This window comes from Pantoea sp. Mb-10 (assembly GCF_021272205.1).
Classification (GTDB): Bacteria; Pseudomonadota; Gammaproteobacteria; order Enterobacterales; family Enterobacteriaceae; genus Pantoea.
Genome location: NZ_JAJSDX010000015.1, coordinates 1 through 25,863, shown reverse-complemented (window position 1 = coordinate 25,863; position 25,863 = coordinate 1). Strand labels below are relative to the sequence as shown.

The 25,863-nt window shown below is 55.1% G+C and carries 21 protein-coding genes, 1 pseudogene and 1 riboswitch; of the genes and pseudogenes, 16 read left to right on the top strand and 6 right to left on the bottom strand.

The window, feature by feature from the left end:
- From tuf to rpoC, 9 genes and pseudogenes are all read left to right on the top strand, one after another.
- A pseudogene (gene tuf, locus LU196_RS19995) lies at positions 1-164 on the top strand (elongation factor Tu); the annotation flags it as partial.
- Between the two features lie 227 nt (positions 165-391).
- Positions 392-775, top strand: coding sequence for a preprotein translocase subunit SecE (gene secE / locus LU196_RS19990; RefSeq protein WP_232761517.1), 384 nt, complete (start codon positions 392-394; stop codon positions 773-775).
- Between the two features lies 1 nt (position 776).
- Entirely contained in the window at positions 777-1,322 is a 546-nt protein-coding gene (gene nusG, locus LU196_RS19985) for a transcription termination/antitermination protein NusG (RefSeq protein WP_084938294.1), read from the top strand.
- A gap of 153 nt (positions 1,323-1,475) precedes the next feature.
- On the top strand, positions 1,476-1,904 hold the full coding sequence (gene rplK / locus LU196_RS19980; protein WP_232761516.1) for a 50S ribosomal protein L11: 429 nt from the start codon (positions 1,476-1,478) through the stop codon (positions 1,902-1,904).
- Between the two features lie 3 nt (positions 1,905-1,907).
- Positions 1,908-2,612 carry a 50S ribosomal protein L1 gene (rplA, locus tag LU196_RS19975; protein ID WP_145886285.1) on the top strand — a complete coding sequence of 235 codons (705 nt, stop codon included), beginning with the start codon at positions 1,908-1,910 and terminating at the stop codon, positions 2,610-2,612.
- 343 nt (positions 2,613-2,955) lie between these two features.
- Positions 2,956-3,453 carry a 50S ribosomal protein L10 gene (gene rplJ / locus LU196_RS19970; protein WP_039381830.1) on the top strand — a complete coding sequence of 166 codons (498 nt, stop codon included), beginning with the start codon at positions 2,956-2,958 and terminating at the stop codon, positions 3,451-3,453.
- A 66-nt stretch (positions 3,454-3,519) separates the two neighbouring features.
- The gene (rplL, locus tag LU196_RS19965) at positions 3,520-3,882 is read left to right on the top strand and encodes a 50S ribosomal protein L7/L12 (protein WP_232761515.1); all 363 of its coding nucleotides are present in this window, start codon (positions 3,520-3,522) and stop codon (positions 3,880-3,882) included.
- A gap of 326 nt (positions 3,883-4,208) precedes the next feature.
- A complete protein-coding gene (gene rpoB / locus LU196_RS19960; protein ID WP_232761514.1) occupies positions 4,209-8,237 on the top strand; it encodes a DNA-directed RNA polymerase subunit beta in 4,029 nt (1,342 codons plus the stop codon).
- An 84-nt stretch (positions 8,238-8,321) separates the two neighbouring features.
- Positions 8,322-12,542: a DNA-directed RNA polymerase subunit beta' gene (gene rpoC, locus LU196_RS19955; RefSeq protein WP_232761513.1), complete on the top strand. Its 4,221-nt coding sequence runs from the start codon at positions 8,322-8,324 to the stop codon at positions 12,540-12,542.
- A 53-nt stretch (positions 12,543-12,595) separates the two neighbouring features.
- Here the strand turns inward: rpoC and LU196_RS19950 are convergent, their stop codons facing one another.
- The gene (locus tag LU196_RS19950; protein WP_232761512.1) at positions 12,596-12,787 is read right to left on the bottom strand and encodes a DUF1127 domain-containing protein; all 192 of its coding nucleotides are present in this window, start codon (positions 12,785-12,787) and stop codon (positions 12,596-12,598) included.
- A gap of 174 nt (positions 12,788-12,961) precedes the next feature.
- Here LU196_RS19950 and LU196_RS19945 point away from each other — a divergent pair, with 174 nt between their 5' ends.
- A complete protein-coding gene (locus tag LU196_RS19945; RefSeq protein ID WP_232761518.1) occupies positions 12,962-14,416 on the top strand; it encodes a PLP-dependent aminotransferase family protein in 1,455 nt (484 codons plus the stop codon).
- A gap of 136 nt (positions 14,417-14,552) precedes the next feature.
- Here the strand turns inward: LU196_RS19945 and thiE are convergent, their stop codons facing one another.
- The 3 genes from thiE to rsd all read right to left on the bottom strand — a co-directional run bounded on the left by thiE (position 14,553) and on the right by rsd (position 17,954).
- Positions 14,553-15,218: a thiamine phosphate synthase gene (gene thiE / locus LU196_RS19940; protein ID WP_232761511.1), complete on the bottom strand. Its 666-nt coding sequence runs from the start codon at positions 15,216-15,218 to the stop codon at positions 14,553-14,555.
- On the bottom strand, positions 15,215-17,140 hold the full coding sequence (gene thiC, locus LU196_RS19935) for a phosphomethylpyrimidine synthase ThiC (RefSeq protein ID WP_232761510.1): 1,926 nt from the start codon (positions 17,138-17,140) through the stop codon (positions 15,215-15,217). Before thiC ends, thiE begins: the two co-directional genes overlap by 4 nt.
- Positions 17,141-17,231: 91 nt before the next feature.
- A riboswitch (TPP riboswitch) is annotated at positions 17,232-17,331 on the bottom strand.
- A 116-nt stretch (positions 17,332-17,447) separates the two neighbouring features.
- Positions 17,448-17,954, bottom strand: a complete 507-nt coding sequence (rsd, locus tag LU196_RS19930; protein WP_232761509.1) for a sigma D regulator — start codon at positions 17,952-17,954, stop codon at positions 17,448-17,450.
- An 88-nt stretch (positions 17,955-18,042) separates the two neighbouring features.
- Here rsd and nudC point away from each other — a divergent pair, with 88 nt between their 5' ends.
- From nudC to LU196_RS19900, 6 genes are all read left to right on the top strand, one after another.
- On the top strand, positions 18,043-18,816 hold the full coding sequence (gene nudC, locus LU196_RS19925; RefSeq protein ID WP_232761508.1) for an NAD(+) diphosphatase: 774 nt from the start codon (positions 18,043-18,045) through the stop codon (positions 18,814-18,816).
- Between the two features lie 39 nt (positions 18,817-18,855).
- A complete protein-coding gene (hemE, locus tag LU196_RS19920; RefSeq protein WP_232761507.1) occupies positions 18,856-19,923 on the top strand; it encodes a uroporphyrinogen decarboxylase in 1,068 nt (355 codons plus the stop codon).
- A gap of 2 nt (positions 19,924-19,925) precedes the next feature.
- A complete protein-coding gene (gene nfi / locus LU196_RS19915) occupies positions 19,926-20,594 on the top strand; it encodes a deoxyribonuclease V (protein WP_232761506.1) in 669 nt (222 codons plus the stop codon).
- Between the two features lie 61 nt (positions 20,595-20,655).
- Positions 20,656-21,246 (top strand): YjaG family protein, encoded by a 591-nt coding sequence (locus LU196_RS19910; protein WP_232761505.1) that lies wholly within the window; start codon positions 20,656-20,658, stop codon positions 21,244-21,246.
- Positions 21,247-21,434: 188 nt separating this feature from the next.
- Positions 21,435-21,707 carry a nucleoid-associated protein HU-alpha gene (gene hupA / locus LU196_RS19905; protein ID WP_006121511.1) on the top strand — a complete coding sequence of 91 codons (273 nt, stop codon included), beginning with the start codon at positions 21,435-21,437 and terminating at the stop codon, positions 21,705-21,707.
- 68 nt (positions 21,708-21,775) lie between these two features.
- On the top strand, positions 21,776-22,441 hold the full coding sequence (locus LU196_RS19900) for a DUF1481 domain-containing protein (RefSeq protein ID WP_232761504.1): 666 nt from the start codon (positions 21,776-21,778) through the stop codon (positions 22,439-22,441).
- Positions 22,442-22,479: 38 nt separating this feature from the next.
- Here the strand turns inward: LU196_RS19900 and purD are convergent, their stop codons facing one another.
- Both purD and purH read right to left on the bottom strand, forming a co-directional pair.
- Complete coding sequence (gene purD, locus LU196_RS19895) at positions 22,480-23,760, bottom strand: phosphoribosylamine--glycine ligase (protein WP_232761503.1); 1,281 nt, start codon at positions 23,758-23,760, stop codon at positions 22,480-22,482.
- Between the two features lie 17 nt (positions 23,761-23,777).
- On the bottom strand, positions 23,778-25,367 hold the full coding sequence (gene purH / locus LU196_RS19890) for a bifunctional phosphoribosylaminoimidazolecarboxamide formyltransferase/IMP cyclohydrolase (protein ID WP_232761502.1): 1,590 nt from the start codon (positions 25,365-25,367) through the stop codon (positions 23,778-23,780).
- Positions 25,368-25,863: the final 496 nt, after the last annotated feature.

The window sequence follows — 25,863 nt, the reverse complement described above, 5'->3', positions numbered from 1 at the left end:
CAGTCGAGCTGCCAGAAGGCGTGGAAATGGTTATGCCTGGCGACAACGTGAAAATGGTTGTTACCCTGATTCACCCAATCGCAATGGACCAGGGTCTGCGCTTCGCAATTCGCGAAGGCGGCCGTACCGTTGGCGCGGGCGTTGTTGCTTCTGTTATCGCTTAATTACGATAACATTTGACGCAATGCACAAGGAAAGGGCATCATTTGATGCCCTTTTTGCACGCTGTTACATAGAACCTGGCTCATCAGTGATTCTCGATCATAATCATTGCTGAGACAGGCTCTGGTTGACGGCGTTGGAAGCCGAGTTACGCCTTAACGCTCATTCGGTTTGGATGCCTCGCACTGCGGGGCTGAATTGTTTCTGAATTATTGTGGCAGGTTGGTTTATGAGTGCGAATACCGAAGCTCAAGGGAGCGGGCGCGGCCTGGAAGCGATAAAGTGGATTGTTGTCGTTGCGTTGCTCTTGGTAGCAATCGTTGGCAACTATATTTATCGCGATGTGACACTGCCTTTACGCGCGCTGGCTGTCGTCGTGCTGATTGCGGCTGCGGGTGGTATTGCGTTGCTGACAACGAAAGGCAAAGCAACCGTGGCTTTTGCACGTGAAGCAAGAACCGAAATGCGTAAGGTCATTTGGCCGACTCGCCAGGAAACATTGCATACCACGTTAATCGTTGCCGCGGTTACTGCCGTGATGTCACTGATTTTGTGGGGGCTGGATGGTATTCTGGTCCGTCTGGTATCGTTTATCACTGGCCTGAGGTTCTGAGATGTCTGAAGCTCCAAAAAAACGCTGGTACGTCGTTCAGGCGTTTTCCGGTTTTGAAGCCCGCGTAGCAAAGTCGCTGCAAGAGCATATCAAACTGCACAACATGGAAGAACTGTTTGGCGAAGTCATGGTGCCGACTGAAGAAGTCGTTGAGATCCGTGGTGGCCAGCGCCGTAAAAGCGAGCGCAAGTTTTTCCCTGGCTATGTACTGGTCCAGATGGTGATGAATGACGCCAGCTGGCACTTAGTGCGTAGTGTACCGCGTGTAATGGGCTTTATTGGTGGTACTTCCGATCGTCCAGCACCGATCAGCGATAAAGAAGTTGATGCGATTATGAACCGCCTGCAGCAGGTAGGCGACAAGCCGCGTCCGAAAACGCTGTTCGAACCCGGCGAGATGGTACGCGTCAGCGATGGTCCCTTTGCCGACTTCAACGGCGTGGTGGAAGAAGTGGATTACGAGAAGAGCCGCTTGAAGGTCTCTGTGTCTATCTTCGGCCGTGCAACGCCCGTTGAACTGGACTTCGCTCAGGTGGAGAAAGGGTAACCTTTTTGCTCACTTTATAGCTCTTGCGGAAGGCGCGAAATTAATCTATAATTTCGCGCCTTTTGTTTTTATGGGCTGGCAACAGCGCATAACATAAATTGTTATCACGGGGAGCCTGTTGTTCAGGCGCTATAACCCAATAGAGGAAATATCATGGCCAAGAAAGTACAAGCCTACGTCAAGCTGCAGGTTGCAGCGGGCATGGCTAACCCGAGCCCACCAGTTGGTCCGGCTCTGGGTCAGCAGGGTGTTAACATCATGGAATTCTGTAAAGCGTTCAACGCCAAAACAGAATCTCTGGAGAAAGGCCTGCCTACTCCAGTTGTTATCACTGTTTACAGCGACCGTTCTTTCACCTTCGTTACCAAGACGCCTCCAGCACCAGTACTGCTGAAGAAAGCGGCCGGCATTAAGTCTGGTTCTGGTAAGCCGAACAAAGACAAAGTCGGTAAAGTAACTCGTGCTCAGGTACGTGAAATCGCAGAAACCAAAGCTGCGGACATGACTGGTGCTGACGTAGAAGCGATGGCTCGCTCTATCGAAGGTACTGCTCGTTCCATGGGCCTGGTAGTGGAGGATTAAGAAATGGCTAAGCTGACCAAGCGCATGCGCGTGATCCGTGACAAAGTTGATGCAACTAAACAGTACGACATCAACGAAGCTGTTGCTCTGCTGAAAGAACTGGCTACTGCTAAATTCGTTGAGAGCGTAGACGTTGCTGTTAACCTCGGCATCGATGCACGTAAATCTGATCAGAACGTACGCGGTGCGACCGTTCTGCCACACGGTACTGGTCGTTCAGTACGTGTTGCTGTCTTTACCCAAGGCGCAAACGCAGAAGCTGCTAAAGCAGCTGGCGCTGAGCTGGTAGGTATGGAAGATCTGGCCGATCAGATCAAAAAAGGCGAAATGAACTTTGACGTTGTTATTGCTTCTCCGGATGCAATGCGCGTTGTTGGCCAGCTGGGCCAGGTTCTGGGCCCACGCGGTCTGATGCCAAACCCGAAAGTGGGTACTGTAACGCCAAACGTTGCTGAAGCGGTTAAAAACGCGAAAGCAGGTCAGGTGCGTTACCGTAACGACAAAAACGGCATCATCCACACTACCATCGGTAAAGTGGATTTCGATGCAGACAAACTGAAAGAAAACCTGGAGTCCCTGCTGGTTGCGCTGAAAAAAGCGAAACCCTCACAGGCGAAAGGCGTGTACATCAAGAAAGTCAGCATCTCTACCACCATGGGCGCCGGCGTTGCCGTTGACCAGGCTGGTTTGAACGCAGCAGCAAACTAATTGCTGCTTGAAGCGGGCGAAAAATTCTACTAGAATCTTACGCCCGTTGTTCTGATTGATATCTTCATCAGAACCCAGATTTAGGGCTTTTGAGCGGATGCGCAATTATGCAAGACCGCTCAGAGGCTTAGGTTGGAGCCAGGCCTTATCCTGGCCTCCGTCCAAGACCGCAGGCGCAAAGCGCTTAGGCATTTTGCTTAATACCCTGCGTAGACGGTGACAGAACCAAATGAATTTTTTTCGCTGGATTCTGCTCACCGTGTTATAGCGCTCTTCGCCGTTAGGTGGATGAGTGAAGTGAGTTCCGGGAAATCTTTCCCGGTCAAATCCAGGAGCAAAGCTAATGGCATTAAATCTTCAAGGCAAACAAGCGATTGTTGCTGAAGTTAGCGAAGTAGCCAAAGGCGCGCTTTCAGCGGTTGTTGCGGATTCCCGTGGCGTAACCGTTGATAAAATGACTGAACTGCGTAAAGCAGGTCGTGAAGCTGGCGTCTACATGCGTGTTGTTCGCAACACCCTGCTGCGCCGCGTCGTTGAAGGGACTCCTTTCGAGTGCCTGAAAGACACGTTTGTTGGTCCGACCCTGATTGCATACTCTATGGAACACCCGGGCGCTGCTGCTCGTCTGTTCAAAGAGTTCGCGAAAGCGAATGCAAAATTTGAGGTCAAAGCTGCAGCCTTTGAAGGTGAGCTGATCACGGCGGCCAATATTGACCGTCTGGCAACTCTGCCGACTTACGAAGAAGCACTGGCACGTCTGATGTCGACCATGAAAGAAGCCGCTGCTGGCAAACTGGTCCGTACTCTGGCTGCTGTACGCGATGCAAAAGAAGCGGCGTAAGGCCACTCTCTTTTTCTTCGTATCTGCTTACGTATAAACTTTTTGTGAATTTTAGGAACAATCGACATGTCTATCACTAAAGACCAAATCCTGGAAGCCGTTGCTGCTATGTCCGTAATGGAAGTAGTTGAGCTGGTTTCTGCTATGGAAGAAAAATTCGGCGTTTCTGCTGCTGCTGCTGTAGCTGTTGCTGCTGGCCCAGCTGAAGCTGTTGAAGAGAAAACTGAATTCGACGTAATTCTGAAAGCTGCTGGCGCTAACAAAGTTGCCGTAATCAAAGCAGTTCGTACTGCAACTGGTCTGGGCCTGAAAGAAGCTAAAGATCTGGTTGAAGCTACCGGTGTTATCAAAGAAGGCATCAGCAAAGACGACGCAGCTGCACTTGAAGCTGCTCTGAAAGAAGCTGGCGCTGAAGTTGAAGTTAAGTAAGACAGCCTCCGGGTTGCAGTCTGAGTAATCAGACTGATGGCTGGTGACTTTTTGGTCACCAGCCTTTTTGCGCTACAGGGGAACGATGGCGTTTCGCACTGTTTGTCCATTGTTTCTCTTCAATATCTTTTTCTATCGACGACTTAATATATCGCTTTCCTGTGAGGGTTCCCTGCCTGCGCAACGGCGATGAAATGATTTAAGAGTGATAGAAAGACGTATTGCATGGGGTGCCAGGCATCGCATGAAAAACAAAATAGTGTTGCATGAACTGTCCCTTCAGGACGGACAGCGTGGGTCGACATGTCAGCTAGCTGAGGAACCCTATGGTTTACTCCTATACCGAGAAAAAACGTATTCGTAAGGATTTTGGTAAACGTCCGCAAGTGCTGGACATTCCATATCTCCTTTCCATCCAGCTTGATTCGTTCCAGAAGTTTATCGAGCAAGATCCAGAAGGCCAGTACGGTCTGGAAGCTGCCTTCCGTTCCGTATTCCCCATCGCGAGCTACAGCGGCAACTCTGAGTTGCAGTATGTGAGCTATCGTCTGGGCGAGCCTGTTTTTGACGTAACAGAATGCCAGATCCGCGGCGTGACCTACTCGGCACCGCTGCGCGTGAAACTGCGTCTGGTGATCTATGAGCGTGAAGCGCCAGAAGGCACCGTCAAAGACATCAAAGAACAAGAAGTCTACATGGGTGAAATTCCACTCATGACGGACAACGGTACCTTTGTCATCAATGGTACTGAGCGTGTTATCGTTTCTCAGCTGCACCGTAGTCCTGGCGTATTCTTTGACAGCGATAAGGGTAAAACGCACTCTTCCGGTAAAGTGCTGTATAACGCACGCATTATCCCTTACCGTGGTTCATGGCTCGACTTCGAGTTTGACCCGAAAGACAACCTCTTCGTCCGTATTGACCGTCGCCGTAAGCTGCCGGCCAGTATCATCCTGCGCGCGCTGAATTACACCACCGAACAGATCCTGGATTTGTTCTTCGAAAAAGTGGTCTTCGAAATTCGCGACAACAAGCTGCAGATGGAACTGGTGCCTGAGCGCCTGCGTGGTGAAACCGCGTCCTTCGATATTGAATCGAACGGTACCGTCTACGTTGAGAAGGGGCGTCGCATTACTGCGCGCCACATCCGTCAGCTGGAAAAAGACAGCGTTCAGCACATCGAAGTCCCTGTTGAATACATCGCGGGCAAAGTGGTTGCTAAGGACTATGTCGATCTCAACACCGGTGAGCTGATTGTTCCTGCTAACATGGAACTGTCACTGGATCTGCTGGCGAAACTGAGCCAGTCCGGTCACAAGCGCATCGAAACGCTGTTCACCAACGATCTGGATCACGGCCCTTACATCTCCGAGACCCTGCGCGTCGACCCAACCAACGATCGCCTGAGCGCGCTGGTTGAGATCTACCGCATGATGCGTCCTGGCGAGCCACCAACGCGTGAAGCGGCAGAAAATCTGTTTGAGAATCTGTTCTTCTCTGAAGATCGTTACGATCTTTCTGCCGTTGGCCGCATGAAGTTCAACCGCTCTCTGCTGCGCGATGAGATCGAAGGTTCAGGTATTCTGAGCAAAGATGACATCATCGAAGTCATGAAGAAGCTGATCGGTATCCGTAACGGTATCGGTGAAGTGGATGACATTGACCACCTCGGCAACCGTCGTATTCGTTCCGTCGGCGAAATGGCAGAGAACCAGTTCCGCGTAGGTCTGGTGCGCGTAGAGCGCGCAGTGAAAGAGCGCCTGTCGCTGGGTGACCTCGACACGCTGATGCCGCAGGACATGATCAACGCCAAGCCAATTTCAGCGGCGGTGAAAGAGTTCTTTGGCTCCAGCCAGCTTTCTCAGTTTATGGATCAGAACAACCCGCTGTCTGAGATCACGCACAAGCGTCGTATCTCTGCACTGGGCCCAGGTGGTTTGACCCGTGAGCGTGCAGGCTTTGAAGTGCGTGACGTACACCCAACGCACTATGGTCGCGTATGCCCGATCGAAACGCCTGAAGGTCCGAACATCGGTCTGATCAACTCCCTTTCTGTTTACGCGCAGACCAACGAGTACGGCTTCCTTGAGACGCCTTACCGTCGCGTCGTCGATGGCAAAGTGAGTGACGAAATTCATTACCTCTCTGCGATTGAAGAGGGTAACTACGTTATCGCTCAGGCGAACACCAACCTGGCAGACGATGGCAGCTTTGTTGACGACCTGGTTACTTGCCGTAGCAAAGGTGAATCGAGCCTGTTTAGCCGCGATCAGGTGGACTACATGGACGTTTCGACCCAGCAGGTCGTTTCCGTCGGTGCGTCCCTGATTCCATTCCTGGAGCACGATGATGCTAACCGCGCCTTGATGGGTGCGAACATGCAGCGTCAGGCCGTTCCTACCCTGCGCGCTGATAAGCCGCTGGTCGGTACAGGTATGGAGCGCGCGGTAGCCGTTGACTCCGGTGTTACTGCTGTTGCAAAACGTGGCGGTACCGTTCAGTACGTTGATGCCTCTCGTATCGTTATCAAAGTTAACGAAGACGAGATGTATCCGGGCGAAGCGGGTATCGACATCTATAACCTGACCAAATACACCCGTTCTAACCAGAACACCTGTATTAACCAGATGCCTTGCGTGTCTTTGGGCGAGCCAATCGAGCGCGGTGACGTGCTGGCTGATGGCCCGTCAACGGACCTTGGTGAGCTGGCGCTGGGTCAGAACATGCGCGTGGCCTTCATGCCATGGAACGGATACAACTTCGAAGACTCCATCCTCGTTTCCGAGCGTGTTGTTCAGGAAGACCGTTTCACCACGATCCACATTCAGGAACTGGCCTGTGTGTCGCGTGACACCAAGCTGGGGCCAGAAGAGATCACCGCGGATATCCCGAATGTGGGCGAAGCGGCCCTGTCTAAACTGGATGAGTCCGGCATCGTGTACATCGGTGCGGAAGTTACCGGTGGCGATATTCTGGTCGGTAAAGTGACGCCAAAAGGTGAAACACAGCTGACGCCAGAAGAGAAACTGCTGCGCGCTATCTTCGGTGAAAAAGCCTCTGACGTGAAAGATTCGTCACTGCGCGTGCCGAACGGCGTATCAGGCACGGTTATCGATGTGCAGGTCTTTACCCGCGATGGCGTGGAAAAAGACAAGCGCGCGCTTGAAATTGAAGAGATGCAGCTGAAGCAGGCGAAAAAAGACCTGTCTGAAGAACTGCAGATCCTCGAAGCAGGCTTGTTCAGCCGTATTCAGGCGGTACTGATTGCTGGCGGCGTTGAAGCTGAGAAGCTGGAAAAACTGCCGCGTGAGCGTTGGCTTGAACTCGGTCTGACCGACGAAGAGAAGCAGAACGCCCTCGAGCAGCTGGCCGAGCAGTACGACGAGCTGAAGCACGAGTTTGAGAAGAAACTCGAAGCTAAGCGCCGCAAAATCACTCAAGGCGATGATTTGGCACCGGGCGTGCTGAAAATCGTCAAGGTGTATCTGGCCGTTAAGCGTCAGATTCAACCGGGTGATAAAATGGCAGGTCGTCACGGTAACAAAGGTGTTATCTCGAAGATCAACCCAATCGAAGACATGCCTTACGATGAGAACGGTACGCCGGTCGACATCGTTCTGAACCCGCTGGGCGTACCATCGCGTATGAACATCGGTCAGATTCTGGAAACGCACTTGGGTATGGCGGCCAAAGGTATTGGTGAAAAGATCAATGCCATGCTGAAGAAGCAGGAAGAAGTTGCCAAACTGCGTGAGTTTATCCAGCGCGCTTACGATCTGGGCACCGATGTGCGTCAGAAAGTCGATCTGAACACCTTCTCGGACGATGAAGTGCTGCGTCTGGCAGAGAACCTGAAAAAAGGTATGCCAATCGCCACGCCAGTGTTCGATGGTGCGAAAGAGAGCGAAATCAAAGAGCTGCTGCAGCTTGGCGGTCTGCCGTCTTCTGGCCAGATTACCCTGTTTGATGGCCGTACCGGTGAGCAGTTTGAGCGTCAGGTAACCGTCGGTTACATGTACATGCTGAAACTGAACCACTTGGTTGACGACAAGATGCACGCCCGTTCTACCGGCTCGTACAGCCTGGTTACTCAGCAGCCGCTGGGTGGTAAGGCACAGTTCGGTGGACAGCGCTTTGGTGAGATGGAAGTGTGGGCACTGGAAGCATACGGTGCCGCTTATACCCTGCAGGAAATGCTGACCGTTAAGTCTGATGACGTCAACGGCCGTACCAAGATGTATAAAAACATCGTTGACGGCAACCATCAGATGGAACCAGGCATGCCAGAATCGTTCAACGTACTGTTGAAAGAGATTCGCTCGCTGGGTATCAACATCGAGCTGGAAGACGAGTAAGCACTCGCAAGTACTGTACTGGTTATGGGGCGTGCACCGCACGGTGTGCGCCCCTGAGAGTTCCACTCCGACGGGAGCTAATCCGTGAAAGACTTACTTAAGTTTCTGAAAGCGCAAACTAAAACCGAAGAGTTTGATGCGATCAAAATTGCGCTGGCTTCGCCAGACATGATCCGTTCTTGGTCCTTCGGTGAAGTGAAAAAGCCGGAAACCATCAACTACCGTACGTTCAAGCCTGAGCGTGACGGACTTTTCTGCGCCCGTATTTTTGGACCAGTAAAAGATTACGAATGCCTGTGCGGTAAGTACAAGCGTTTGAAGCACCGCGGTGTGATCTGCGAAAAATGTGGCGTTGAAGTTACGCAGACCAAAGTACGCCGTGAGCGTATGGGCCACATTGAGCTGGCTTCGCCTACTGCGCACATCTGGTTCCTGAAATCACTGCCATCGCGTATTGGCCTGCTGCTGGATATGCCGCTGCGTGATATCGAGCGCGTGCTGTACTTCGAATCTTATGTGGTTATCGAAGGCGGCATGACCAACCTGGAAAAACGTCAGATTCTGACGGAAGAGCAGTACCTTGATGCGCTGGAGGAGTTCGGTGACGAATTCGACGCGAAGATGGGTGCAGAAGCTATCCAGGCGCTGCTGAAAAACATGGATCTGGAGCAAGAGTGCGAACAGCTGCGTGAAGAGCTGAACGAAACCAACTCCGAGACCAAACGCAAGAAGCTGACCAAGCGTATCAAGCTGCTGGAAGCGTTCGTGCAGTCTGGCAACAAGCCAGAGTGGATGATCCTGACCGTGCTGCCTGTGCTGCCACCGGATCTCCGTCCGCTGGTTCCACTCGACGGTGGCCGTTTCGCGACCTCGGATCTGAACGATCTTTACCGTCGCGTGATCAACCGTAACAACCGTTTGAAGCGTCTGCTGGATCTGGCTGCGCCAGATATCATCGTACGCAACGAAAAACGTATGCTGCAGGAAGCGGTTGACGCACTGCTGGATAACGGCCGTCGCGGTCGCGCCATCACGGGCTCGAACAAGCGTCCGCTGAAATCACTGGCCGACATGATCAAAGGTAAGCAGGGTCGTTTCCGTCAGAACCTGCTGGGTAAACGCGTTGACTACTCAGGACGTTCGGTTATCACCGTGGGTCCATACCTGCGTCTGCATCAGTGCGGTCTGCCGAAGAAAATGGCACTCGAACTGTTCAAACCGTTCATTTACGGCAAGCTGGAACTGCGTGGCCTCGCCACCACCATCAAAGCCGCGAAGAAAATGGTTGAGCGTGAAGAAGCGGTCGTTTGGGATATCCTGGACGAAGTCATCCGCGAACACCCGGTACTGCTGAACCGTGCACCTACGCTGCACCGTTTGGGTATCCAGGCGTTTGAACCGGTACTGATCGAAGGTAAAGCGATCCAGCTGCACCCGCTGGTTTGTGCGGCCTATAACGCCGACTTCGATGGTGACCAGATGGCTGTTCACGTCCCGCTGACGCTGGAAGCCCAGCTGGAAGCGCGTGCGCTGATGATGTCTACCAACAACATCCTGTCGCCAGCGAACGGTGAGCCAATCATCGTTCCTTCACAGGACGTTGTTCTGGGTCTGTACTACATGACCCGTGACAAAGTGAACGCCCGCGGCGAAGGCATGGTGCTGACCGGCCCGAAAGAAGCTGAGCGCGTATACCGTGCTGGCCTCGCTGAGCTGCACGCTCGCGTTAAGGTGCGTATCACTGAGTACACCAAGAATGAGCAGGAAGAGCTCGTTGCGAAAACCAGCCTCATCGACACGACCATTGGTCGTGCGATTCTGTGGATGATCGTGCCGAAAGGTCTGCCTTACTCTATCGTCAACCAGGCGCTGGGTAAGAAAGCCATTTCCAAGATGCTGAACACCTGTTACCGCATCCTGGGCCTGAAGCCGACCGTTATCTTTGCTGACCAGACCATGTACACCGGCTTTGCTTACGCAGCCCGCTCAGGTGCGTCTGTAGGTATCGATGATATGGTTATCCCGGCTAAGAAAGCGGAAATCATTGCGGAAGCGGAAGCGGAAGTTGCTGAGATTCAGGAGCAGTTCCAGTCAGGTCTGGTGACCGCTGGCGAACGTTACAACAAAGTCATCGATATCTGGGCCGCGGCCAACGAACGCGTTTCCAAAGCGATGATGGATAACCTGCAAACCGAAACCGTTATCAACCGTGATGGCGTAGAAGAGCAGCAGGTTTCGTTCAACAGCATCTATATGATGGCCGACTCCGGTGCGCGTGGTTCAGCAGCACAGATTCGTCAGCTGGCAGGTATGCGTGGTCTGATGGCGAAGCCAGATGGCTCCATCATCGAAACGCCGATCACCGCGAACTTCCGTGAAGGTCTGAACGTACTCCAGTACTTCATCTCCACGCACGGTGCGCGTAAAGGTCTGGCGGATACCGCGCTGAAAACCGCAAACTCCGGTTATCTGACGCGTCGTCTGGTTGACGTTGCGCAGGATCTGGTCGTAACCGAAGACGACTGCGGCACCTTCGAAGGCATCATGATGACGCCGGTTATCGAAGGCGGCGACGTTAAAGAGCCACTGCGTGAGCGCGTTCTGGGCCGTGTGACGGCAGAAGACGTGCTGAAACCTGGCACCGCTGACATCCTGATCCCGCGTAACACGCTGATCGATGAACATTGGTGTGACGTGGTTGAGCAGAACTCTGTTGATGCGATCAAAGTCCGTTCTGTGGTGAGCTGTGAAACCGACTTCGGTGTGTGTGCACACTGCTACGGTCGCGATCTGGCGCGTGGTCACATCATCAACAAAGGTGAGGCCATCGGCGTTATCGCTGCACAGTCCATCGGTGAGCCGGGTACTCAGCTGACCATGCGTACGTTCCACATCGGTGGTGCGGCATCGCGTGCGGCAGCAGAATCCAGCATTCAGGTGAAGAACAAAGGTACCATCAAGCTGACCAACGCGAAGTCAGTAACCAACTCCTCCGGGAAGCTGGTTATCGTTTCTCGTAACGTCGAGCTGAAGATGATCGACGAGTTCGGTCGTACCAAAGAGAGCTATAAAGTGCCATACGGTGCGGTCATGGCGAAAGGTGATGGCGAGCAGGTTGCAGCGGGCGAAACCGTGGCAAACTGGGATCCACACACCATGCCTGTTATCACGGAAGTCGGCGGTTTCATTCGCTTCACTGACATGATTGACGGCCAGACCATTACCCGTCAGACCGACGACCTGACCGGTCTGTCGTCGCTGGTGGTGCTGGATTCCGCTGAGCGTACCGCGGGCGGTAAAGATCTGCGTCCTGCGCTGAAAATCGTTGATGCCAACGGCAATGACGTACTGATTCCAGGCACCGACATGCCTGCGCAGTACTTCCTGCCTGGTAAAGCGATCGTCCAGCTGGAAGACGGCGTGAAGATCAGCTCGGGTGATACCCTGGCGCGTGTTCCGCAAGAATCTGGCGGTACCAAGGACATCACCGGTGGTCTGCCGCGCGTTGCGGATCTGTTCGAAGCGCGTCGTCCGAAAGAGCCAGCTATCCTGGCGGAGATCAGCGGCATCATCTCCTTCGGTAAAGAGACCAAAGGCAAGCGTCGTCTGGTGATCACACCGGTTGACGGTAGCGATCCGTACGAAGAGATGATTCCGAAATGGCGTCAGCTGAACGTATTCGAAGGTGAGCGCGTGGAGCGTGGTGACGTCGTATCCGACGGCCCAGAGTCTCCGCACGACATCCTGCGTCTGCGTGGCGTGCATGCGGTTACGCGTTACATCACAAACGAAGTGCAGGAAGTTTACCGCCTGCAGGGCGTTAAGATTAACGATAAGCACATCGAAGTCATCGTACGTCAGATGCTGCGTAAAGCGACCATCATGAACGCAGGTAGCTCGGAGTTCCTGGAAGGCGAGCAGGCAGAAGTCTCTCGTATCAAGATCTCCAACCGCGATCTGGAAGCCAACGGCAAAATCGGCGCAACCTATCTGCGCGATCTGCTGGGTATCACCAAAGCATCACTGGCAACCGAATCGTTCATCTCTGCGGCATCGTTCCAGGAGACCACGCGTGTCCTGACCGAAGCAGCGGTTGCAGGCAAGCGTGATGAGCTGCGCGGCCTGAAAGAGAACGTGATCGTAGGCCGTCTGATTCCGGCAGGTACGGGTTATGCCTACCACCAGGATCGCATGCGTCGCCGTCAGGCGGGCGAAGTACCGGCAGCACCGCAGGTTACTGCGGATGAAGCCTCTGCAAGCCTGGCTGAACTGCTGAACGCGGGTCTGGGCGGCAGCGACGAGTAATCGTCTCTGTAGCTGACCTATAAAAAACCCTGCTTCGGCAGGGTTTTTTTTTACTATTTTTCGCGGCGACACACGTCGTGACGCGTCAAGCCGATATCCTGCAGCTGCGTATCGCTCAGCGCGTTCAACGCCGCGCGCGTTGTGCGTCGTTTATGCCAGCGAACAACTATGGCAACCCCTGCCCGAAAAATATCCAGTAGCGTGACGCTGAAAGGTTTGCCCGCGCGATTTTGATCGAATTCCATTTTTCTGCCCTCGGTTAGGTATCTGAGAGACATTTTGCGCGGTACGCTGTTTTCAATACAGATGCAAAAAATACAGATTATTAACATACAGATTGCTGTTGCTGCGATCTGAATGGTAAAAAGAGTGCTCATCTGTACTGGTCTGGCCGATAAGGGATCGAAAAAATGAATACGATGACGCGCTACCACCATCTGGCCTGTTTGCTGTCGGAACGTATTGAGCAAGGGCTGTATCGCAGCGGCGAGCGGTTGCCGTCGGTGCGTACGCTGAGCCTTGAGCACGGCGTCAGCATCAGCACGGTGCAGCAGGCGTACCATCTGCTTGAAGAAAAGCAGCTGATCGTACCGCAGCCGCGATCGGGCTATTTCGTTGCGCCGCGTAAGGCCGCGCCGCCCATGCCGGCGTTGACGCGCCCCGTGCAGCGTCCAGTGGAAGTGACACAGTGGGGATCGGTGCTGGATCTGCTCAGCAGCCGTATCTCCGGCGATGTGCTGCAGCTGGGCAGCGGTATTCCCGACCTGGCGCAGCCTACGCTAAAGCCGCTATGGAAAATTCAAAGCCGCATGGCGCAAAAGCAGGACACCAACCAGCTCAGCTATGACAGCCTGCTGGGCGTGGCCGCGCTGCGTGAGCAGATTGCCCGCCTGACTATTGACAGCGGCTGCCAGCTGACACCGGACGACATCGTCATCACCACCGGCTGCCATGAAGCGCTGTCGGCCTCTTTACGCGCGGTGTGTGAGCCCGGCGACATCATTGCAGTGGAGTCACCCAGCTTTCACGGCACCATGCAGACACTGCGCGGGTTGGGCATACGCGCCATTGAGATTCCCACCGATTCAGTGAGCGGTATCAGTCTGGAAGCGCTGGAGCTGGCCTTTGAGCAGTGGCCGATCAAAGCGGTGCTGGTGGTGCCGAACTGTAATAATCCGCTGGGTTTTATTATGCCGGAACCGCGCAAGCGCGCGCTGCTGGCGCTGGTACAGCGTTTTGACGCCGCCATTATTGAAGATGACGTGTATGGCGAGCTGGCGTGGGACTATCCGCGTCCGATCACGATCAAATCCCTGGATATGGATGGCCGTGTGCTGCTCTGCAGTTCCTTTTCCAAAACTCTGGCGCCGGGGCTGCGGGTCGGCTGGGTCGCGCCGGGACGCTATTACGATCGCGTGCTCCACATGAAATACATTAATACCGGATCCACCGCTACGCAGCCGCAGCATGCCGTGGCCGACTTTATCCGGCAGGGCCATTATCTGCCGCATCTGCGTCGTATGCGTCAGGTCTATCAGCGCAACTACGAAACCTTTAGCTGCTGGGTTCGCCACTATTTCCCGTGTGGCATTTGCGTGTCGCGGCCGCAGGGCGGATTTTTAATGTGGATCGAACTGCCGGAAGCGTTTGATGCCGTAAGGCTCAACAACGAACTGCGCGAAAGCCAGATTCAGGTGGCGGTAGGCTCGCTCTTTTCTGCCTCCGGAAAATACCGCAACTGTCTACGCCTCAACTATGGCTTGCCGGTCAATCCTCAAACGGAGCAGGCCATCGCGAAACTGGGGGCCGCGGTAGAACGCGCCATACTGGCCTGCCACGCCGAGGCGAAAACAGAGACGATTCAGCCGGAGTAGCGGAAAGGCAGGGCTGGAAAGAGGGGAAGGGTCCAGCCCTGGCCTGCGATCTTGCCGCAGGCAGGGCGTACTTTACTCTGTTGCCTTGATGGCGCCAGCAGCGAGGTATCAGGCTGCGCGTCGGTTTCCAGCGTTATTATCGCGTTTCATGTCGTGCCATGTCGTCCGCGATCGGGGTTCCAGAACCTACCTGTGCCAGCAGCGTTTCGGTGACGGCGCGCCAATCCGCCGCGTGGGTTATCGCACTCACCAGCGCGATACCGCCGACGCCCGTACCCAGCACGTCCGGCACGCGCGCCAGCGAGATGCCGCCGATGGCCACGGTGGAGATGCCCGGCAGCCGGGCAACATGGCGTCGGAGCGCCGCAATTCCCTGTGGCGCAGACGGCATCGCTTTGGTTTGCGTGGGAAAAATATGCCCCAGCGCAATATAGGAAGGGCGCAGCGCGAGCGCCCGATCCAGCTCGGCGTCATCATGGGTGGAGATCCCCAAACGTAATCCGGCGGCGCGGAGCGCATCCAGGTCGGCTACATTCAGATCCTCCTGGCCCAGATGCACACCGTAAGCATGATAACGCAGGGCGAGCTGCCAATGGTCGTTGATAAACAGGCGGGCGCCATACTGCTTGCCGAGTGCGACGGCTTCGCGTACTGCACGGTCTACCGCCGGGGTAGCGTCACCTTTAATGCGCAGCTGCAGCGTGCGCACGCCCACCTGCAGCAGGCGTTCAATCCACGTGACGCTATCCACAACCGGATAAAGCCCGAGCCTGGGTGCCGTAGCAGGAAACGCGTGCATCATTGCTCCTCCTGCTTGACGCTGTCTGCGGCATGATACAGTTCGCCGCCGCGCGCGCGGAACACCGCTGACATCTGGGCCATGCCGACCTCGATGGGCTGCGCGTCCGCCTGCTGTTTGGCAGCGTATTCGCGCACTTCCTGCGTGATCTTCATTGAGCAGAATTTGGGGCCGCACATTGAGCAGAAGTGCGCCACTTTACCGGATTCCTGCGGCAGCGTTTCATCGTGATAGGCGCGGGCGGTGTGGGGATCCAGCGCCAGGTTGAACTGATCTTCCCAACGAAATTCAAAGCGCGCTTTGGACATGGCGTTATCGCGAATCTGCGCGCCAGGATGACCCTTGGCCAGATCGGCGGCATGGGCGGCGATTTTGTAGGTGATCAATCCCTGCTTCACATCCTCCTTGTTCGGCAACCCCAAGTGCTCTTTGGGCGTGACGTAGCAGAGCATCGCACAGCCGAACCAGCCGATCATCGCGGCACCAATACCGGAGGTAAAATGATCGTAGCCGGGAGCGATATCGGTGGTCAGCGGTCCGAGCGTGTAAAAGGGCGCTTCGTGGCAGTGCGCAAGCTGTTCGGTCATGTTGTGGCGGATCATATGCATGGGAATGTGTCCCGGCCCTTCAATCATCACCTGAACATCGTATTCCCAGGCGATTTTTGTCAGCTCGCCCAGCGTGCGCAGCTCGGCAAACTGTGCTTCGTCATTGGCATCCTGAATGGAGCCGGGGCGCAGGCCGTCGCCGAGCGACAGCGCCACATCGTAAGCGGCACAAATTTCACAGATTTCGCGGAAATGTTGATACAGGAAGCTCTCCTGATGATGAGACAGGCACCACTTCGCCATGATGGATCCGCCGCGCGACACGATGCCGGTCAGGCGCTTAGCGGTCATCGGCACGTAGCGCAGCAGGACGCCGGCATGAATCGTAAAATAATCGACGCCTTGCTCGGCCTGCTCCAGCAGCGTATCGCGGAAGATTGCCCAGTCAAGATCTTCCGCGACGCCGTGCACCTTCTCTAGCGCCTGATAAATGGGCACCGTGCCGATAGGCACCGGACTGTTGCGCAGAATCCACTCGCGTGTTTCATGGATATAGCGCCCGGTCGAAAGATCCATCACCGTATCGGCGCCCCAGCGCGTTGCCCATACCAGCTTCTCCACCTCTTCTTCAATGGAGGAACTGACCGCGGAATTGCCGATGTTGGCGTTCACTTTCACCAGGAAATTGCGGCCAATGATCATCGGTTCCGATTCGGGGTGATTGATATTACAAGGGATAATGGCGCGTCCGCTGGCCACTTCCTGACGCACAAACTCGGCGGTGATGTCCTGCGGTAAGTGGGCCCCGAAGCTCTCACCGGGATGTTGTTGCCGCAGCACGTCAGTGCGGATCCGTTCGCGGCCCATGTTTTCACGCAGCGCGATAAACTCCATTTCCGGTGTGATGATGCCCTGGCGGGCATAGTGAAGCTGCGTCACGCGGCGGCCGGCTTTGGCGCGGCGCGGCGCAGGAAGGTGTTCAAATCGCAGATGATCCAACCCTTCGTCGGCCAGCCGCTGCTGCGTATAGTGCGAACTACGCTGGTCAATGACGTCGCTGTCGTTGCGTTCGACAATCCACGCCGCGCGCAGCTTGGCCAGGCCGTGATGGACATTGATGGTAGCCTCGGGATCGCCGTACGCGCCGGCGGTGTCATAGACGGGCACCGGCTCATTGGCTTCGAACTGCGGCTGCGTTTTGCTGCCGCCGATGTGCGTAGGACTAAGCTGAATTTCGCGCATTGGCACACGAACATCGGGTCGACTGCCGGTTATCCAGATGCGCGTTGAGTTGGGAAACGCCGTTCCCTGTAAGGAATCAATGAAATCCTGCGCCTGAGCGCGCTGTTCACGACGAGAAGGTTTAGCAGCAGACATAGCAAATTTCCTGAATAAATAGGTCAGTTGCTTGTCCGGAGTCCGGAAGGAGTAACAGAAACGCTGCAGAACGTGAGGCTGCAACGCGCTGATAAAATCTACTCTTGTTCCCTTCGCAGGTACTAACCTGATCAGGTTCCGCGGATCCCGAATTAACGGTCTCAGCCCAAAGGGCACTCCGACAAGGGTGGGGTTCACCGAGCACAAACGGCAAACCTGGCGCGTCTAATACACCAGACGCATAAAAAAAGCCCACTCAGCATAAGAGGGCTTTTCGCGAATCACAAGCGTTTTACACGCGGCAAGATCAGGCCGGGCGTGAGATAACGCTGTCGTTGGCCACCGGTGGCCGAGCAAGCTGGTTATCCCAGGCGAGCTGAATCAGTTTATCTTCCAGCGTAAAGCGCGCTTCCAGCGCTTCGCCGACTTCTGAGAGCGCATGCTGGAATTCAACATAATTGTCATCGTTAATCGCCGGCTCCAGATGGCTGTCATACAGCTGCATGATGCGATCGGTATTACTTTTCAGGGCCGGATACACCTGCGCGGCCGCGATCAGCGGGCTATCGCCCTGCATTTCATCCAGCACGCGTTCGTAAATATTGAAGTGACCCGTTGAAAGGTAGTCCACAAGGTTGTGGCAAAACGTATCAAGTGCTGCTTCGTCTAGCGCTTTCAGCGCATCTTTGTTGGGCTTGATGCCAATCAACTCATAGTAGGTGACGAGCAACTGTCGGCGGGCTTTCAGCCACATATCGACTAATTCATTACCGTCACCCAGGCGCTTGGTCAGGTTATCTAACTGGGTAAGCATATGGTGCTCCAGGTGGGTTATAGTTGTTCATTACACCCTATACATCAGGATTTCAGCGTGTGAGTCAACGCTAAGGACAACGAATAAAATGCAACGTGAGATCTCAAGCGTAGACGCTGGCTGGTGGATTGTCAGCAGTGAGCAGAAACTTTGGTTGCCGCAAGGCGGCTTGCCGCATGGCTTAGCGGACGATTTGGGTCTTGTGGGCAGCCGCGGTATGGCGATTGGCGAATGGCAGGGTGAAACGGTTTGGCTGGTGCGTGAATCACGCCCGGAAAGTATGGGGTCGGTGCGTCAGCTTATGGATGAGGATCCCGGGCTTTTTCAGCTGGCGGGTCGTGCCGTGCAGCTGGCGGAGTTTTATCGCTCGCATCGCTGGTGCGGTTACTGCGGTCACGAGATGCACCTTAGTAAGCGTGAATTTGCCTGCCTTTGCCATCACTGCCGCGAGCGCTACTACCCGCAAATCGCACCCTGCGTGATCGTCGCGATACGGCGCGGAGACGAGATACTTTTGGCCAACCACGCGCGCCATCGTAATAACGTGTATACGGTGCTGGCGGGCTTTGTGGAAGTGGGCGAAACGCTGGAGCAGGCTGTGGCGCGAGAAGTGATGGAAGAGAGCAATGTGCGTGTCAAAAACGTGCGCTATGTGACCTCACAGCCGTGGCCGTTCCCGCATTCGCTGATGATGGCATTTATGGCAGAGTATGACGGCGGTGACCTGCAGCACGACGGCAAAGAGCTGCTGGATGCCGGCTGGTATCGTTATGATGCGCTTCCGCTGTTGCCCCCGCCGGGCACGGTAGCACGGCGTTTGATCGAAGATACCGTGGCCCTGTGCCGCGCCAGCGCCTCCTGAAAATGCTACACTGGCGCCCTTAGCCTGAGAGAGCCCATTATGAGTGAACTGAAGAACGATCGTTATCTGCGCGCCCTGTTACGCCAGCCGGTAGATGTCACGCCAGTCTGGATGATGCGACAAGCCGGGCGTTATTTACCGGAATATAAAGCCACGCGCGCTGAAGCCGGTGATTTTATGTCGCTGTGTAAGAATGCTGAACTGGCCTGCGAAGTGACGATGCAGCCGCTACGCCGCTATCCGCTTGATGCGGCGATCCTCTTTAGTGACATCCTGACCATTCCTGATGCGATGGGCTTAGGGCTCTATTTTGAAACCGGCGAGGGCCCGCGTTTTTCCAATCCCATTACCTGCCGCGCTGACGTTGACAAGCTGCCGGTGCCGGATCCCGAGCAGGAGCTGGGCTATGTAATGAATGCCGTGCGCACCATTCGCCATAACCTCAAAGGCGAAGTGCCGCTGATTGGCTTCACGGGTAGCCCGTGGACGCTCGCGACCTATATGGTAGAAGGTGGCAGCAGCAAAGCCTTTACGAAGATTAAAAAAATGATGTACGCCGAACCGCAGACGCTGCATGCGCTGCTGAACACGCTGGCGGACAGCGTTATTCTGTATTTGAATGCGCAGATCAAGGCCGGTGCGCAGTCCGTGATGGTGTTTGATACCTGGGGCGGCGTACTGACAGGGCGCGACTATCAGGAATTTTCGCTCTATTACATGCATAAAATCGTCGATAGCGTGCTGCATGAGAACGAAGGGCGCCGCGTGCCTATTACGCTGTTCACCAAAGGCGGCGGACAGTGGCTCGAAGCGATGGCGGCGACGGGTTGTGATGCGCTGGGGCTCGATTGGACCACGGATATTGCCGATGCGCGTCGTCGCGTGGGCGACAAAGTGGCCCTGCAGGGCAACATGGATCCGTCTATGCTGTATGCACCGCCCGCGCGCATTGAGCAGGAAGTGTCGACTATTCTGGCCGGTTTCGGCGCGGGTGAAGGCCATGTATTCAACCTTGGTCACGGGATTCATCAGGACGTACCGCCGGAGCACGCGGGTGCTTTTGTGGAAGCGGTACACCGTTTGTCACCTCAGTATCATCAGGGATAAGTATGGATTTAGCGGCTTTACGTCACGAACAACTCGAACTTGCGGCCAAGGTGGTGCGCCAGGATGACTTTGACGTGTTGCCGCCACGCTTGATTGCCGGAGCCGATGTTGGCTTTGAGCAGGGCGGTGAAGTCACGCGCGCGGCGGTCGTGCTGCTGGAGTATCCTTCGTTGCAGCTGGTGGAGCACCGCATCGCGCGTATTCCTACACGCATGCCCTACATACCGGGTTTCCTCTCTTTCCGTGAAATGCCAGCGCTGCAGGAAGCGTGGCAGCAGCTCTCGCGTCAGCCTGACCTGCTGTTTGTGGACGGGCATGGCATTTCGCATCCACGCCGGCTGGGCGTTGCGGCGCACTTTGGCTCGCTGGTGGATATCCCCACCATCGGTGTCGCCAAGAAGCGGCTGTGTGGACGCTTTGCCGACCTGGACGCCGCGCCAGGCAGCCGACAGCCGCTGATGGACAAAGGCGAGCAGATTGGCTGGGTATGGCGCAGTAAGGTTCGCTGTAATCCGCTGTTTATCTCAACTGGCCATCGCGTGAGCATGGACAGCGCGCTGCACTGGGTGGAAGCGTGCACGGCAAATTACCGTCTGCCGGAACCCACGCGCTGGGCAGATGCGGTCGCCTCGGGCCGTCCCGCCTTTCTCCGCTGGCAAAATACGCCTTAACGCTGTTTGCGCGCCGCTTTTGCGGTACACTGCCGCCAGCTAATTTATTGAGATGAATTTGATGTTACAGAATCCCGTCCATTTGCGTCTGGCCAAGTTGGAAAGCTGGCAGCATATGACTTTCATGGCCTGCCTGTGTGAACGTATGTTCCCGAATTATTGGGCCTTCTGTCAGCAAACTGGCTTTGCGGATGCGCAGCTCTATCGCCGCATTCTCGATCTGGTGTGGGAAAGCCTGACGGTAAAAGACGCCAAAATCAATTTCGACAGCCAGTTGGAAAAGCTGGAAGCCGCTATTCCAAACGGGGACGATTTTGATATCTACGGCGTGCATCCCGCGATCGACGCCTGCGTGGCCCTGAGCGAAGCGTTGCATGCGCTGTTGAGCGGTGAAACTCTGGAGCACGCCATTGAGGTGAGCCGTACCTCGATCACCACGGTAGCCATTCTGGAAATGACGCAATCCGGACGTGAAATGAGCGACGAAGAGCTGCGTGAAAACCAGGCCGTCATTGATGAATGGGACATGCAGTGGGAGATTTTCCGCCTGCTTGCAGAGTGCGAGGAGCGTGACCTGGAATTGATCAAAGGGTTACGTTCTGACCTGCGCGAAGCGGGAATCAGTAACATTGGTATAGAAATTCAGCAATAAGGCGATAAAACGTGACTTCAGGCCCGAATTAGCGCGCCTGGAGGCTTCACATCAGCCCCCTGTCTGGTCTACATTTGGGGGGCTGAAAATTGTGGCTATCGGTGCGTGCAGGCTGAAGAGTGCCAGAATATGGCTTTTCCCTCGCACTCGTTGCTTAGCAAGCGATAAATACACTTTAAGGATAACTTATGAACAAGACTCAACTGATTGATGTGATCGCAGAGAAAGCAGACCTGTCTAAAACTCAGGCAAAAGCTGCGCTGGAATCTACCCTGGCTGCGATCACTGAGTCTCTGAAAGAAGGTGATGCTGTACAACTGGTTGGTTTTGGTACTTTTAAAGTGAACCACCGCGCTGAGCGTACCGGTCGCAACCCGCAGACTGGCAAAGAGATCAAAATTGCTGCAGCTAACGTGCCGGCATTCGTTTCTGGTAAAGCACTGAAAGACGCTGTTAAGTAAGTTTTCCGCATTGCGGTTTACGCTTTAGAAGAGGGGCGACGTCGCCCCTTTTTGTTATCGGACCTGCCATGCTTAATCACCCTTCACTTCGCCTGTATGCATTACTGATTGCCACGTTAGTGGCAGGCTGTCGCTCCACTCCCGATCTTCCTGCTTTTTCTGCCAGCGGCTATTTAGCCGATCGCGGCACCGTTCGTCTCTGGCGTAAGAATGCCGACCATCAGTCTGTGCATTTGCGCACGGTCTATACGCCGTTCAGCGGTGGAGTAATGGAAACCACCGACTATCTCTGGCTCGAGGATCATCTGCTCAGCGTTGAACGTCACGTGACGGGTAAACAGCCGGATGATGTGACGCTGCGTTTCGATCAGGAGGGTAACCTCAATTTCATGCAGCGCCAGCTGGCAGGGCGCCGGGAGGCCGTCAGTCAAGACACCGTCGCGCTGTATCAGTTTGATGCACAGCGTATGCTGAATCAGAGCAACGCGCTGCTGGCCGGGCGCATCTGGCTCAAACAGGGACACTGGCTGGGAGGTACCCAGGTGCGTGACTGTGAAGGGCATATCCTTAGCGTGACGTTTGACCGTGATACGCTGGCAACGTTAACGCGCCAGCAAACAGGGCAACAGCAACCGCTCATGGTGTCGTGGCTGGAAGCGCCCGAGGGCGTGCAGCTGCTGCGGGCCACGCCCGATGATGAGTGCAGCTGGGTACCCAAAGAGCAAGATTTATAGGGCGGCAGAGAAGCCGCCCATGAAGTGAGACGTTTACCTTACTGACGGTTAATCGCGCGATAACCAATGTCGTTGCGGCAGAAGCAGCCTTCCCAGGAGATCGACTGTGCCAGCGCATAGGCATTTTTCTGTGCGGCGGCCACATCGTCACCCAGCGCCGTGACGCACAGTACGCGCCCGCCGTTAGTGACTACGTCATCACCGTTCATTGTCGTGCCCGCATGGAACACTTTGCCATCGGGCAGCGCTTCCAGCGGCAGGCCATGAATCACGTCACCTGTTGCGTACTGACCAGGATAGCCGCCGGCCGCCAAGACCACGCCCAGTGACGGACGCGGATCCCACTGCGAGGTTTGCGTATCCAGCTTGCCGTCCACCGCGGCCAGGCACAGCGCCACCAGATCGGACTGTAAACGCAGCATGATCGGCTGGGTTTCCGGATCGCCAAAGCGGCAGTTGAACTCGATAACTTTTGGCTGGCCCGCTTTGTCGATCATCAGACCGGCATACAAGAAGCCGGTATAGGTATTGCCTTCCGCTTTCATACCGTTAACGGTTGGCCAGATAATCTGCTCCATCACGCGTTGATGAATGGCGTCAGTGACAACCGGAGCGGGCGAATACGCGCCCATGCCACCGGTATTTGGGCCGGTATCACCATCGCCTACGCGTTTATGATCCTGGCTGGTGGCCATAGGCAATACGTTATCCCCATCTACCATCACGATGAAGCTGGCTTCTTCGCCGTCGAGGAACTCTTCGATCACAATGCGGTGGCCAGCATCGCCAAAGGCATTGCCTGCCAGCATGTCGTGCACGGCAGCTTCTGCTTCGGCTAAATCCATGGCCACGATCACGCCTTTGCCTGCGGCCAGACCATCCGCTTTAATCACAATCGGTGCGCCTTTCTCTCGCAGCCAGGCGAGGGCAGGTTCGATTTCGGTAAAATTCTGGTATTCCGCGGTCGGGATCTGCTGACGCGCCAGGAAATCTTTGGTGAATGCCTTGGAGCCTTCCAGCTGCGCGGCGGCTTGCGTCGGGCCAAAGATTTTTAAACCGGCCTGACGGAACGCATCAACGACGCCCAGCACCAGCGGCGCTTCAGGACCCACGATGGTGAGATCGATTTTTTCCTGTTGGGCAAACGCCAGCAGCCCAGCAATATCGGTGGCGCTGATGGCCACGTTTTGTAGACCGGGCTCCAGCGCGGTGCCTGCATTGCCGGGGGCGACAAACACGCTATCTGCCAGCGGTGACTGCGCGGCTTTCCACGCCAGAGCGTGCTCACGTCCACCATTACCAATAACTAAGATTTTCATTTATACAGCTCCAGCAATTAATGGCGGAAATGACGCATGTCGGTGAAGATCATGGCGATACCATGTTCGTTGGCGGCAGCGATCACTTCATCGTCGCGAATGGAACCGCCTGGTTGAATCACGCAGGTGATACCCACGGCGGCGGCGGCATCAATACCGTCACGGAAGGGGAAGAACGCATCGGAGGCCATGGCCGACCCTTTCACTTCGAGCCCTTCATCACTGGCTTTAATACCGGCAATTTTGGCGGAATAGACGCGGCTCATCTGACCGGCGCCGATGCCGATAGTCATATTATCGCGGGCATAGACGATTGCGTTGGACTTCACGAATTTCGCCACTTTCCAGCAGAACAGCGCGTCGCGCATTTCCTGCTCTGAAGGCTGACGCTGCGTTACCACGCGCAGCTGGCTGGCATCTACCATGCCCAGATCGCGATCCTGGACCAGCAATCCGCCGTTTACACGTTTGTAATCAAGACCCACAACGCGGTCTTGCCATGCACCACACACCAGGACGCGCACGTTCTGCTTCGCGGCGGTAATTTTCAGCGCCGCGTCGCTGGCGGAAGGCGCGATAATAACTTCGACAAACTGACGGCTGATGATCGCCTGGGCCGTGGCTTCGTCCAGCTCGCGGTTGAACGCAATAATGCCGCCAAACGCGGAAGTGGGGTCCGTTTGATAAGCGCGCTCGTACGCGTCAAGCAGGTTGTCGCTCACCGCAACACCGCAGGGGTTGGCGTGCTTAACGATCACGCAAGCCGGTTCGTCGAACGCCTTCACGCACTCCAGTGCGGCATCGGTATCGGCAATGTTGTTGTAAGAGAGCGCCTTGCCTTGCACCTGACGCGCGGTGGCCACTGACGCTTCAGCGATCTGCTCTTCTATATAGAAGGCGGCGTCCTGATGACTGTTCTCACCGTAGCGCATGTCCTGCTTTTTAATGAAGTTCAGGTTCAAGGTACGAGGGAAGCGGCCTGCGGGAGCGTTGCTTTCACCATGGTAAGCAGGGACCATGCTGCCGAAGTGATTGGCAATCATGCTGTCGTACGCGGCAGTGTGCTCAAAAGCTTTGATTGCCAGATCGAAGCGCGTCTCCAGCGTTAGCGCGTTATCGTTGGCATCTAACTCAGCGATAATGGCTGCGTAATCGGAACTCTTAACGACGATTGCCACATCTTTATGGTTCTTGGCAGCCGAGCGCACCATGGTTGGCCCGCCAATATCAATATTCTCTACGGCGTCTTCCAGCGTACAGCCGGGTTTGGCCACCGTCTGCGCAAAGGGATAGAGGTTTACGACCACCATGTCGATGGGATTGATTGCGTGCTCGGCCATGATCGCATCATCGGTGCCACGCCGTCCCAGAATGCCGCCATGCACTTTGGGGTGCAGCGTTTTGACGCGTCCATCCATCATTTCCGGAAAACCGGTGTAGTCAGACACTTCAATGACCGGGAGCCCAGCGTCCGCGAGCAGACGTGCCGTACCGCCTGTTGAGAGCAGTTCTACACCACGTTGAGAGAGTGCCTGAGCAAATTCGAGGATACCGGCTTTATCAGAAACACTGAGTAGCGCGCGGCGTACAGGACGACGTTGTTGCATGGTGGTTTTATCCCTTGGCTTTGTTTCGCATAAATAAGAGCGTTACATCAGGCTGATTGTTTCGCTTCTATATAGAAGAAAACCTATTTACCTCATGTAACGCCCCAAAAGGGGCATCCTTGACGTCGCGGGGCATTGTAGCGAAAACGTTTGCGCGATGCTCGCCTAAATTTATCTATAGCGGCGAATGTGGATAACGTTGTGTGTAAGTGCGTATAAGGCGGGGTTTTGCTGTGGAATGCAGCGAACGATTGTTTTTGTTGAATTTAGTGGTTGCGCCCGTCAGTCAACTCCCTATAATGCGCCTCCATCGACACGGCACAACGGTTTACGGAGTGCGGTGTTGACAGGAAGATTCGATAAGAACTTCCGCCGGAGAAAAACGCTGAAAAAAGTGTTTGACTCTGAAGGAGGAAAGCGTAATATACGCCACCTCGCGACAGCAGGCTCCACGCCGCGTCGCACTGCTCTTTAACAATTTATCAGACAATCTGTG

Excerpts from the sequence above, each read along its gene's own strand:
- secE (WP_232761517.1), top strand. The coding sequence starts at position 392 with ATGAGTGCGAATACCGAAGCTCAAGGGAGCGGGCGCGGCCTGGAAGCG.
- nusG (WP_084938294.1), top strand. The coding sequence starts at position 777 with ATGTCTGAAGCTCCAAAAAAACGCTGGTACGTCGTTCAGGCGTTTTCC.
- rplK (WP_232761516.1), top strand. The coding sequence starts at position 1,476 with ATGGCCAAGAAAGTACAAGCCTACGTCAAGCTGCAGGTTGCAGCGGGC.
- rplA (WP_145886285.1), top strand. The coding sequence starts at position 1,908 with ATGGCTAAGCTGACCAAGCGCATGCGCGTGATCCGTGACAAAGTTGAT.
- rplJ (WP_039381830.1), top strand. The coding sequence starts at position 2,956 with ATGGCATTAAATCTTCAAGGCAAACAAGCGATTGTTGCTGAAGTTAGC.
- rplL (WP_232761515.1), top strand. The coding sequence starts at position 3,520 with ATGTCTATCACTAAAGACCAAATCCTGGAAGCCGTTGCTGCTATGTCC.
- rpoB (WP_232761514.1), top strand. The coding sequence starts at position 4,209 with ATGGTTTACTCCTATACCGAGAAAAAACGTATTCGTAAGGATTTTGGT.
- LU196_RS19950 (WP_232761512.1), bottom strand. The coding sequence starts at position 12,787 with ATGGAATTCGATCAAAATCGCGCGGGCAAACCTTTCAGCGTCACGCTA.
- LU196_RS19945 (WP_232761518.1), top strand. The coding sequence starts at position 12,962 with ATGACGCGCTACCACCATCTGGCCTGTTTGCTGTCGGAACGTATTGAG.
- thiE (WP_232761511.1), bottom strand. The coding sequence starts at position 15,218 with ATGATGCACGCGTTTCCTGCTACGGCACCCAGGCTCGGGCTTTATCCG.
- thiC (WP_232761510.1), bottom strand. The coding sequence starts at position 17,140 with ATGTCTGCTGCTAAACCTTCTCGTCGTGAACAGCGCGCTCAGGCGCAG.
- rsd (WP_232761509.1), bottom strand. The coding sequence starts at position 17,954 with ATGCTTACCCAGTTAGATAACCTGACCAAGCGCCTGGGTGACGGTAAT.
- nudC (WP_232761508.1), top strand. The coding sequence starts at position 18,043 with ATGCAACGTGAGATCTCAAGCGTAGACGCTGGCTGGTGGATTGTCAGC.
- hemE (WP_232761507.1), top strand. The coding sequence starts at position 18,856 with ATGAGTGAACTGAAGAACGATCGTTATCTGCGCGCCCTGTTACGCCAG.
- nfi (WP_232761506.1), top strand. The coding sequence starts at position 19,926 with ATGGATTTAGCGGCTTTACGTCACGAACAACTCGAACTTGCGGCCAAG.
- LU196_RS19910 (WP_232761505.1), top strand. The coding sequence starts at position 20,656 with ATGTTACAGAATCCCGTCCATTTGCGTCTGGCCAAGTTGGAAAGCTGG.
- hupA (WP_006121511.1), top strand. The coding sequence starts at position 21,435 with ATGAACAAGACTCAACTGATTGATGTGATCGCAGAGAAAGCAGACCTG.
- LU196_RS19900 (WP_232761504.1), top strand. The coding sequence starts at position 21,776 with ATGCTTAATCACCCTTCACTTCGCCTGTATGCATTACTGATTGCCACG.
- purD (WP_232761503.1), bottom strand. The coding sequence starts at position 23,760 with ATGAAAATCTTAGTTATTGGTAATGGTGGACGTGAGCACGCTCTGGCG.
- purH (WP_232761502.1), bottom strand. The coding sequence starts at position 25,367 with ATGCAACAACGTCGTCCTGTACGCCGCGCGCTACTCAGTGTTTCTGAT.